Source organism: Rhodococcus sp. IEGM 1351 (assembly GCF_030056875.1).
Taxonomy (GTDB): Bacteria; Actinomycetota; Actinomycetes; order Mycobacteriales; family Mycobacteriaceae; genus Rhodococcus_F; species Rhodococcus_F opacus.
In genome coordinates this window covers 1-11,147 of record NZ_JASHKU010000062.1, presented here as the reverse complement: position 1 = coordinate 11,147, position 11,147 = coordinate 1, and the positions used below count along the sequence as shown (strand labels likewise).

The following is an 11,147-nucleotide window of genomic DNA, read 5'->3' as shown; positions in this document are numbered from 1 at the left end:
CATTGTCACTATTCAAACCCTCACTACTCGAAAATCGTTGGTAGGTGCCGCCGACGACCGCGACCGGCAAGACCGACACCTGCGGGTCCTCGGTCAGACGTGGGCGGCTACGACCCCGCATCGGCGCCACCGACGACTATGGAGCCATATGTGCCCGTGGTCTACGACAGATCGACGACGACTGTCTTGAGCTCGAGATATTCGTCGAGACTCTCCTTGCAGGTTTCCCGCCCCAACCCCGACTGCTTGTGCCCACCGAAAGGCAACGCCGCATCCACCGTCTGATAGCAGTTCACCCACACCTGACCCGCTTCGATTCCCGCGGCCACGCGGTGCGCGCGGCCGAGGTCCCGGGTCCACACCCCCGCACCGAGTCCGTAGTGCGAATCGTTCGCCAGCGCCAGCACCTCGTCCTCGGTGTCGAACGGCACAATCGTCAGAACCGGACCGAAGATTTCCTCCCGCAGGACTTTCGAGTCCGAGCCGACGTTCGCCAAGACGGTGGGCTCGACGAAATAGCCTTCGCTCCCCCACGCAGAGCCGCCGGTGACGATCTCGGCTCCCTCGCTGCGGGCGAGTTCGATGAAACCGAGCACTCGGTCCCGGTGCTCCGCCGAAATCAGCGGACCCATCTGCGACGCCGCATCCAAGCCGCGGCCCAACCGGATGCTGTCAGCCGCCTCGACCAGCCCGTTGACCACATCCTGGAACACTGAGCGGTGCGCGTACAGACGCGACCCGGCGACACAACTCTCACCCTGGCAGGCGAAGATCGCCAGCGCGGCCGACGGAATCGCCTTCCCCAGATCGGCGTCGCCGAAGATGATATTCGGTGACTTCCCGCCCAGTTCGAGGGAGACGCGCTTGAGGTTGCCCGTGGCCGCCTTGATGATCGCCTTCCCTGTCGGACCCGAGCCGGTGAAACTGATCTTGTTCACGTCCGGGTGCTCGACCAAGGCGGCCCCCACCGTCTCCCCGTATCCGGTGACATAGTTGAAGACACCCTCGGGGAAACCGGCCTCCAGCACCAACTCCCCCAGCAGTGCGATCGACAGCGGAGTCTGCTCGGCCGGCTTGACAACCACCGTATTTCCCGTCGCGAGCGCCGGCGCAATCTTCTTGACCGCCATCATCAAAGGGAGATTCCACGGCACGATGCACCCCACCACACCGAGGGGCTCACGCAGCGTGTACGAATGATAAGGGCCGCCGAAGTTCGTCGGAAACGACACCGGGATCGTGTCCCCGGTGATCTTGGTCGGCCATCCCGCGTAATACCGCAACACATCGACCGAGAACGCCACATCGACGTATCTGGCCTCGCCGATCGTCATCCCCGCATCCAGCGACTCCAACTCTGCGAACTCCTGCGCACGGTCCTCGATCAGATCCGCCAGCTTCCACAGCAGTCGGCCACGTTCCTGAGGAGTCAGCCGGCGCCACGGTCCGCGGAATGCTGCGCACGCAGCCGAGACCGCGCGGTCGACATCCTGGGCGTTACCGGCCGGGACATGAGCAACGACCTCTCCGGTCGCGGGATCCTCCACCGCGATCGTTTCGGCAGTGGACGCGTCGACCCACTCAAAGCCGATCAGCATCCTCTCGGCCTTCTTGATGTTCGTCCTCAGTTCTTCACTGAGCAGCGTTGTGGACATGGTTCCATCCTTATTTTCATCGCATTAACAGGTTCTCGGCACTCTCACAACGGAAGGTGCCGCCCTGGGCCGCCACACAGCCTGGCCAGATCATGTGGCGGCCCGCATTTGGGAGCTCGCGGCGCGGGAAAGTCAGGCGTTCTGCAGCGCCTGCACCGCGGTAAAGTTCTTCATCAGCGGGAACACCTCACGACCCATCCGCTTGATGTCCTCCACGTAGTCCGGGAAGATCAGCATGAATCCAGCGACGTCGAGTTCGGCCCACTCGTCGAGCTGGCGCGCGATACTCTCCGGGGAACCGGTGATGAAATCCGTCGAAAACTGCACGAATCCCTTGGCGTCGACCCCGGCGAGGATCTCTGAGGTGCCGCCCTTGGCGGAATCGGTGGATGCCTGCCCGATCATGTACTCCATCACACCCCGATCCGGGGTGTCGATGTAGCTCTGCAGCTTTGCTTCCGCTTCCTCGTCGGTGTCAGCGAGGACAACACCCAATGCCACAAACGGCCGAATGGTCCGCCCCGCGTCCTCCATCTGTTCGTTGAACCTGCCCACGACCTCCTCGAGGGCGTCCACGCCTCCCCAGGCCAGGCGGAACGAGTAGTCGGCGTACTTCGTGGTGAATGCGATGGCGTCGTCCGAGGCGCCGGCACACACGATGTTCACGTGATTGTCTGGCTTCGGGCCCATCCGCAGATCGTCATACTGGAAGTGCTTGCCCTTGAAGTTTGAGACGCCGTTCTCCCAGAGCTCGCGCACCACCTGGCAGTACTCACCCGCGTACTCCCATCGGTAGTTGTTGTACTCATAGCCTGGCCACACATTCATGACCTCGAGCTCACGGGGGTGCCATCCGCCGGGAACGATGTTGAGTGAGAAACGCCCCTCGCTGATCTGGTCGATCGTCACCGCCATCCGCGCCGCGATCGCCGGATGGATCGCCAGAATATTGACGGAGCCAATCAGCTTCATCGTCGTCGTGTCCCGGGCGAGGGCAGCCATCTGTGTCATCGACTCCAGTGCGTCGTCCCAGAACCCCGTCGTGCCACCGTGCCCGCGCAGCGCCGACAACGACAGGGCAAAGGAGAACCCGTTTTCCTCACCCGCCTGAATGATCTCCCTCATGTGCGAGTACGTCGGCGAATACTGTGGAGCAGCCTCAGAAATGATGTAACCATTCCGAGCACTGGGAATGAAAATACCGAACTCCATCGCAGGTGTTCCTCTCTTTAGCGACCCGCCTTCTCACGGATCGGTCGAATAATGCGCGGAGCCTCTGATTCGAGGGCAATCCGACTAGGACAAGACTTCGGATTCGGGCGTCCTGGGCAGGACGGTGTTAGGTGGGGACTGGAGCTGTTGTCGCCGTCATGTCGCGCCGTGGTCGTCGCAGAACCCTGTAGGAAGCTGAATAGCTTCAGCGTGCAGTTTGGGCACCGTGCTGACTTCGACGGCGGCTCATTCGGCGGGGCGCTTCGTGTGCTGGTGCAGATTTTGTCTGTTCCGGGCGAGCGATCTCACCGATGACTTCGGGGTCGAGTTGTGCGTCGGGTCGACGACTTGTCGCTCGCACACCCCGACATTTTCTTCGCGGGGTTCTACCCCTGGTTCCGTGGCCGGAGCGCGACGGCGTCGATCTCGACGCGGCAGTCGCCGGCGATGCCGACGACGAGCGTCGTGCGCGCCGGGTACGGACCCTCCCCGAAGACCTCGGTGTACGCGGTCCAGAACTCCTTGCGATACGAATCGTCGGCCAGGTAACAGGTCGTCTTCACCACGTCCCCGAGCGTGCAGCCGGCAGTCTCGAGGATCCCCTGGATCTCCTCCAGCGCGATCTTCGTCTCGTTCGCGATGGTGTCGGCCTCCGGCTTACGCACCAGCGTCTCCAGATCCAGCGCCATGCCGCCGCAGAACACGTAGTCCTTTGTCGCCACACCCGGATTCATTCCGAATCGAGGGTAGGAAAGGTTGCCTGGGTTGAGGTATTCCGTCATGAGTATTCCTTCCGTGAGGGCTTCGTCGATCACTGGGCAGCCGCGAGGGTGGAGTCGAGCTTGCGCATCTCGGGCATGACCTCGGCCGCGAACAACTCGAGGGAACGATCCACCTCGTCATGTGCCACACCGGGAAAGCCCATCTGCAGCAACCAATTCTGAATGCCATGCGACCTGGTCAGCCGGGTCATCTTCTCGGTCACACTCGCCGCCGAGCCGATCATCAGGTGATCGCGCTCCATCAGCAGATCGAACGGATCCATCTCTTTGAACCGCGGATCTTCCGGATCCTCGTCGGCGTCGAGCCACACCCCGATGCCACGGACCCGGCATACGAACTCGAAGAACTCCACCACACTCGCCTCGGTGACCCGACGCGCCTGCTCATCGGTCTCGGCGACGTAGCACAGTCGCAGCACCCCGACATCCTCCCCCAGGTCCGGCGTCGCGCCGGTGACAGCCGCCTTCTCCTCCCGATAGAGGTCGAGCAGATTGCGCAGCACCTGACCGGTCGGATACCAGGTAATCGGCTTGAGACCCTTCTGCGCCGCACCACGGAACCCCTCCACCGACTCGGTCACCGCGAACAACGGCGGCATCGGCTGTTGGAACGGCTGCGGCGTCATCCCGAACGCCTTCAGATGGCCCTGCTCGTCGACCCAGCCCTCCGGCATCGGCGCCCCCGGCGAGTGAATGAACTTCGTCCGCGGCTCCGGGAACGTGTACCGCTCTCCCGACCAACTGAACAGATCCTCCGTCCAGATCCTGCGGACGATCTCCAGGTTCTCCTCGAAGATCGCCCGGCTGTTGTCCGAACCATTCCACCGACTCGCTGCAGGATTGAGGTTCATCACCTCGATCGGCAGGATCCCGCGACCGAACGCCACATCCAACCGGCCCTCGCTGAAGTGATCGAGCAACGCAAGATCCTCCGCGACCCGCAACGGATGCCACAACGTCAGCGACACCGCAGCCATCCCGAACCGGATCCGGTTCGTCCGAGCGGCCAGATCCGTCGCTAACATGATCGGATTCGGGCTCGCATCCGTCCCATCGGTGTCGAAATGATGCTCACCCAGCCAAATCCGGTCAAACCCCAACTCGTCCGCCATCACGGCATGACGCCGCGTCGCCTCCAGCACCTCATGCCAGGACAACTCGCCCGAACGATTCGTCAACGCATACAGCAGATCGATCTTCATTTCACTCCAAGCTCATTGGCTCTCGCCCATATTTCGGACAAGGACCGCATTGCTGTCCAAGCCCGTACCCGAACGCTGACCTCGGTGGCCCAACCGTTCAGGTGATGCCCATCACATGAGAATCGCTGCAGCCACGCCTTGGTGCCAGCGGGAAATTACCTATCCGCTACCTATTGGCTGTACCCGCGTACTACGTAGGTGGGCATGGTGAGGGTGGGTGCCGTGGTATGCCCAGGTCGCCGGCTGGTCGGCAGTGGCCACCCGCCCATGTCAGTTCATTGGTCCCCTTCCTGGGGCGCGGGCGCACGCGGGAAGATCGGGTGCGGTCTCTCACCGAGGTCGATCATTCTTGGCGCCGGTAGGCCCCGAATATCGGTGTGAACTGTTCGGTTCCTGCGGGCGGCGGCGTTCATGCAATCGGTTTTGTGGGAACGACTTTCGTCATGGATGGGTCGCCGATGTCGAACTGTTAGTGGAACGGGTCGCGGCGCTGGATCTCGGCAAGGCCGTTCTCGAGGCGTGTGTGCGGGTGCCGCACCCACAAGCGGCCCGGTAGGCGAATGCCGGAGCTGCGCGGTTACCGCACGGCCACCGCACGTTGTTGGTGATGATGGCCGGTTGCGGCACTGGCACGTGCGGCGGGTGGTGATGGAATCCACCTGCACCTACTGGAAGGGCGTGTACCCGAAGCCGAGTGCTTTGACTGCCGGCTGGTCAACGACAGTCGACGGCAAGCCCGGGCGGACCCTCCGGGCGACTCTCACGTCTTGCGCGGCCGGCTGACACTCCGCACACCGGCACTTCGGACCAGCCACTTCCCCCGGACCTGCCACGCGCGGCTTTGCCGCCTGTCAGCGCGTCGATTGGGATCACCAAAGACGCGCACTCGCCGTGCGGACGGTCCGTTCTCGGATCAGCCCCAGCTCGGACGAGAAGGTGGCTCAGCAGCCGGGTTTCTGTTCGTGGACCCACGCGGCAAGTTGCGTACGCGAGGTGAAGCCGAGTTTGACCAGGGAGTGCTCGACGTGACCTTCGACGGTGCGTTGGGAAATTACAAGCCGGTCGGCAATTGCCCTGTTACTCAGTCCTTCGGCGACCAGTTCAGCCACTTGTTGCTCGCGTCGGGTGAGGCTGAGGGCCTCGCCAGTCGTCGCGGGCACCTCGGCCCGCGCTTCTTCACCCAACGCGTAGGCAACCGCCTCGTCCGCGCTCAGTGCTGCGCCTCGCTTCATTGCGGCCTCAAATGCTCTCTCACCGAGAGAGGTTCGAGCGTGCTGCCGAGACTTCTCGTGCAAAGTGGCAGTGTTTGTGAGAGCGGGTGCGCGACCACCGGTAGCGCTGAACAGTACGTCCGCAGCGCCCAGCAGCACCGTGGACCGTTCCGGCCTCTGTCCGACGTCGGTCCACGCAAATTGCTCGAGCGCCCAGGCGTAGCTCAGCTGACTTCCCACCTTCCGGGACAGCCGCAAACCGTCCTCGAGGAGCGCGGTTCCACGCTCACGTTCTCCGTGCTGCCACATCGCGAAACCATAGTCACACAGCGCCATTGCTCGCCATATTATTTCCTCCCGCGACTCGGTGAGCGCAATGAGCTCCTCGTAGCTCTCTGTAGCTCGCTGGATGTCGCCGGTCATCTCGAAGGCGAGCGCCAGCCAGACCAGTGCCGGCACCAGCTGGTTGAGATCGCCTTCGGGACGGAAGACGTTGATCGCGTTCTCGAGGCTGGCGATACCTTTCCGAACCTCTCCGTCGGAGACGGCGAGGCACCCCTCCGCGAAAGCGACCAACGCATCGAGGTCGGCACCCCCGACCCGGGCAGCCAGCAGTCGTGCTTGGTCCGTCGATACGGTGCCGGCGGCAACGTCGCCCTGCAACGCGGCCAGCATGCTGCTGGTGCACAAAGCCTCGATCCGGTCGAAGGGTTGCTGACCTTCCTGACTTGTGAGTGCACGATCGAGCCAGTGACGGCCTTCGCTGAACAACCCTCGCACGAACCAGAATTGATACATCCCGGTGACGATGCGCATGCCCGTTTCTGCCTCGCCGTCCTCGCTGAGGCAGAACTCCATGGCGTCGCGCAGATTCGGCTGCTCACGCTCCAGTCTGGCGATCCACTCCACCTGCAGCGGACCGATCCATTCGGTCTTCGCGCGGAGCACGAGTTGCTCGTACCAATCTCTATGCCTTTTTCGAAGGTCCCAGTATCCGCCGGCTTCGTATAATTTCTCTCGTCCGTATTCGCGAATCGTGTCCAGCAGTCGATACCGCACCACCGACCCGACCTCTTCGCGGATCAAGACCGACTTATCGATCAGGGACGTGAGCAGATCGAGTAACTCTCCGTCTGGCGGGTCCGCGGCGAGGACCCCCTCGGCAGCGTCGAGCTCAAAACCACCGGCGAACACCGCCAGCCGAGCCCATAACCACTGTTCCTGCGACGAGCACAGGTCATAGCTCCAGTCGATGCACAACCTCAAGGTCTGCTGCCTCGTCGGTGTTCCTCTGCCGCCTAGCGTGAGAAGTCGGAGTCTGTCGCCGAGGCGCTCTCTTATCTGCTCGACCGACATCGCCCGCAATCGTGCCGCCGCCAGTTCGATCGGCAAGGGCAGGCCTTCCAGACGCCGGCAGATTTCAGCCACCGTGCCCATGTTGTCCTCGGTGAGCCTGAAACCCGGCACTGCGGCGCCCGCACGCTGCTCGAACAGGGTCACCGCGTCATATCGGGAAATCTCGCGAAGCGTCGCCGTCGATCGCGTCAGCTCCGGCAGCGACAGGGGAGGTACTCGAACCACTACCTCCCCACGAATGTCGAGAGACGCACGGCTCGTGGCGAGGATTTGGACACCCGGGCACGTCCGCAGTACGACCTGTGCCACACCTGCAACTGCCTCGACTAGATGCTCGCAATTGTCCAGGACTAACAGGATCCGTTTTTCCGCCAGCTGTTCGGTGAGTACAGTCATGGGCGGCCGGACGGAGTGATCCTGTAAACCCAGCGCACCCGACACAGCCTGCCCGAGCAGGTCCCCGTCGTGTAGTTCACCCAGTTCGACGAACCAGACACCGTCGTCGTATGTCCTGCGTGAAACGTCGCCAATCCGCAGGGCGAGCCGGGTCTTGCCCACGCCGCCGGCGCCGATGAGAGTTACCAGCCGCGATCCGGACAGCAGCTTGCGGGTGTCTGCCAGCTCGTGCCGACGGCCGACGAAGCTGGTCAGGTCCAGTGGAAGATTTCCGGATTTGCCTCGCCTGGACTTGGCATGCACTCCGATGTCCGCGGGGGGCTCACTTTCGGGCATGGCGGCATCCATTATCGAACCGGCACATTACGCAGGAGGCTGAATTGACGGGCGCGTCCGATGCGCCGAGCCGGTCGGTCAATCCGAAAGAAGTCGGCCGTACAGTCATGCGCCACCTCTTGACAAATCGTGCCCGCTATACGATGTACGTTCTACAGCCTGGTGACGGCGAGTTCAACTCCCCTGGCCCGCTCGACTGCGGGCGTCACCGCGGTGATCGCCAGTCCCGCGAGATTCACGCGTCGACCCGGTCGTCGGATGCGGCGAGCGAGTTCCCTCGTGAACGGATTATCCGTTCCGATTCCAACGGTCGGCTGGTAGTCCGATTTCACGGCGGGCGTTCCGACCCGATCGAGCAAGCACGCAGCGCACCCGGCCGACGTTTTCGTTTGCTGTGACGAGCCGGGCTGTTGCTCAGCCGAAGGCGGCGATACCGCGCTCCGTCACGGGAGCCGCCGGGCACAGGTCGGGGAGGTCGTGTCCCATCCGGTCCCGTTTGGTCTGCAGGTAACCGAGATTGTGGTTGTTCGGCCGCGGCAGTAGCGGAACACGTGCTGCGACCTCGATGCCTGCATCCTGCAGACAGGTCACCTTCTGCGGATTGTTCGTCAGCAATCGCACCGACCCGATACCCAAATCTCGCACGATCTGCGCAGCCGTCCCGTAATGCCGGGCATCAATCGGCAGACCGAGATCCAGATTCGCGTCGACGGTGTCCCGGCCGAAGTCCTGCAGACTGTAGGCCTGCAGCTTCGCCGCCAGTCCGATGCCGCGCCCTTCGTGCCCACGCAGATAGATCACCACACCGCGGCCCTCGCGCCGGATCCGCTCCATCGCCTCGGTCAGTTGCGGCCCACAATCGCAGCGACACGAGCCGAAGACGTCACCGGTCAGGCACTCCGAATGCACTCGCGTCAGCACCGGGCCGGTATCCGAGACGTCACCGTGCACCAGCGCGATGTGCTCGGTGCCGTCGATTTCCACGCGATATCCGAAGGCAGTGAAGTCGCCGTGCCGTGTCGGCAGCCGGGTCGCCGCGACCCTCTCCACGAGCAACTCGTGCCGGCGCCGGTATCCCACCAAACTGTCGATGGAGATCATCGCCAGACCGTGCGTGTCAGCGAAGTCCCGCAGTTCAGGAGCCCGCTTCATGGTGCCGTCGTCGTTGACGACTTCCACTAGCACACCGGCCGGGGCCAACCCCGCCATCCTGGCCAGGTCCACCGCGGCCTCGGTATGGCCGCGACGCACCAACACCCCGCCCTCGCGGTAGCGAAGCGGGAATACGTGACCGGGCCGCGTCAGATCCGACGGCACCGAACCCGCATCGGCAAGCACCCGAGCCGTCCGTGCCCGATCGGCCGCAGAGATCCCCGTGCTCACACCATCGGCGGCGTCCACCGACACCGTGTACGCCGTGCGCATCCGGTCCTGATTGTGGGGAGTCATCAACGGAATATCCAGCCGGTCGAGCATCTGAGGCGTCATCGGCACACAGATCACCCCACTGGAATACCGAATGGTGAACGCCATCAGCTCCGGTGTGGCCTTCTCCGCGGCGAAGATGATGTCACCCTCGTTCTCCCGGTCCTCGTCGTCGACGACCACGACCGCCTTACCGGCCGCGATGTCGGCGATCGCCCGCTCCACACTGTCCAGACGGACTCTGTCGCTCATGGGAGTGCTCCTGCCTTCTCGATGGGAGGGGCGGGACGCTCTGGGAAGGGCGTCCCGCACCCGTCAATCTCTTTCCAGAATGAGTACGTTCGCCATGCCGCCCGCCTCACACACCGTCTGCAACCCGCGTCGCTGGTCGGCGTCTTCCATCGCGTGCAACATCGTCGTCAGCAACCGGCAACCAGTCGCTCCGAGCGGATGACCGAGCGCGATCGCTCCCCCTCGCGGATTCAGGCGGTCGATGTCGACCTCGAGATCCGACTGCCACGCCAGCGGCACCGAGGCGAAGGCCTCGTTGACCTCGAAGTGATCGATCTGATCGATCGCCAGGCCGGTCCGGGCCAGAATCTCCCGTGTCGCCGCGATCGGCGCCGTCAGCATCATCAACGGATCGTCACCGCAGGCGTAGAAGGACCGGAGTCGGGCCCGGGGACGCCAGCCCATTCGCCTGGCCGCCCGTTCGCTGGCGATCAGCACCGCGCTGGCGCCGTCGGTCAATTGGGACGAGTTCGCCGGTGTGACATGCCATCGCAATTCCGGGAACCGATCGGCGTACTCCTCGGTGCGGAAGGACGGTGTCAGCGCTCCGATCGAGTCGAGGGTGGTACCGGGACGAATGGTCTCGTCCCGGTACACCGTCTCTTCCGTGGCCGGCACGCGAATGGGCACGATCTCGCGCACGAAAGCACCTGAGGAGTCCGCCCGTGCTGCGAGTTGGTGTGAACGCGCCGCGAACTCGTCGAGTTGTTTCCGGTCGAGATTCCACCGGTGCGCGATGAGTTCGGCTGCGACGCCCTGGGGTAGCAGTCCTGGAGCGTACCGCTCGTTCACCGAGGGACCGTAGATATCCGCGCCCTGACGATTCGATCCCATCGGCACGCGGCTCATCGACTCGACGCCGGCCGCGATCACGATGTCGTAGGACCCCGCCATCACGCCTTGCGCCGCGAACTGCAACGCCTGCTGACCGGAGCCGCACTTGCGCTCGATGGTCACGGACGGCACCTGCTCCGGCAGCCCCGCCGCCAGCCACGCCATCCGCCCGATGTTGCCGGACTGCTCGGACGACTGCGTGACACACCCGACCAGAAGATCGTCGACTTCGCCGGGATCCACCGCCGTTCGCTCCACCAGCGCGGAAACCACCTGCGCCAGCAGCTCGACCGGATGAACGCCGGCCAGTGCGCCAGCCGGGCGGGCTCGGCCCATCGGCGACCGGACCGCGTCGATGACGATCGCGGAGTTCATGTCGCGTTCCCACTGGTTCGCCGCATAGTGCTCACCATCGTGTGACGACCAGCTTCTGATCGGTGAAGAAAT

Annotated in this window: 7 protein-coding genes; all 7 read right to left on the bottom strand. The window is 63.6% G+C overall.

Annotated features, from left to right (window positions below; genetic code table 11):
* Window positions 1–161: 161 nt before the first annotated feature.
* The 7 genes from QM806_RS40590 to QM806_RS40560 all read right to left on the bottom strand — a co-directional run bounded on the left by QM806_RS40590 (window position 162) and on the right by QM806_RS40560 (window position 11,075).
* Window positions 162–1,655: an aldehyde dehydrogenase family protein gene (locus tag QM806_RS40590; protein WP_005265371.1), complete on the bottom strand. Its 1,494-nt coding sequence runs from the start codon at window positions 1,653–1,655 to the stop codon at window positions 162–164.
* A gap of 132 nt (window positions 1,656–1,787) precedes the next feature.
* Window positions 1,788–2,867: an LLM class flavin-dependent oxidoreductase gene (locus tag QM806_RS40585; protein ID WP_043791289.1), complete on the bottom strand. Its 1,080-nt coding sequence runs from the start codon at window positions 2,865–2,867 to the stop codon at window positions 1,788–1,790.
* A 386-nt stretch (window positions 2,868–3,253) separates the two neighbouring features.
* Window positions 3,254–3,649, bottom strand: a complete 396-nt coding sequence (locus tag QM806_RS40580) for a RidA family protein (protein ID WP_005265369.1) — start codon at window positions 3,647–3,649, stop codon at window positions 3,254–3,256.
* Window positions 3,650–3,678: 29 nt separating this feature from the next.
* Window positions 3,679–4,851, bottom strand: coding sequence for an LLM class flavin-dependent oxidoreductase (locus QM806_RS40575; RefSeq protein ID WP_005265368.1), 1,173 nt, complete (start codon window positions 4,849–4,851; stop codon window positions 3,679–3,681).
* Window positions 4,852–5,792: 941 nt separating this feature from the next.
* Complete coding sequence (locus QM806_RS40570; protein ID WP_005265367.1) at window positions 5,793–8,150, bottom strand: ATP-binding protein; 2,358 nt, start codon at window positions 8,148–8,150, stop codon at window positions 5,793–5,795.
* 414 nt (window positions 8,151–8,564) lie between these two features.
* Window positions 8,565–9,827 carry a bifunctional 3,4-dihydroxy-2-butanone-4-phosphate synthase/GTP cyclohydrolase II gene (locus QM806_RS40565; protein ID WP_005569616.1) on the bottom strand — a complete coding sequence of 421 codons (1,263 nt, stop codon included), beginning with the start codon at window positions 9,825–9,827 and terminating at the stop codon, window positions 8,565–8,567.
* 63 nt (window positions 9,828–9,890) lie between these two features.
* Complete coding sequence (locus QM806_RS40560; RefSeq protein ID WP_005569617.1) at window positions 9,891–11,075, bottom strand: thiolase family protein; 1,185 nt, start codon at window positions 11,073–11,075, stop codon at window positions 9,891–9,893.
* Window positions 11,076–11,147: the final 72 nt, after the last annotated feature.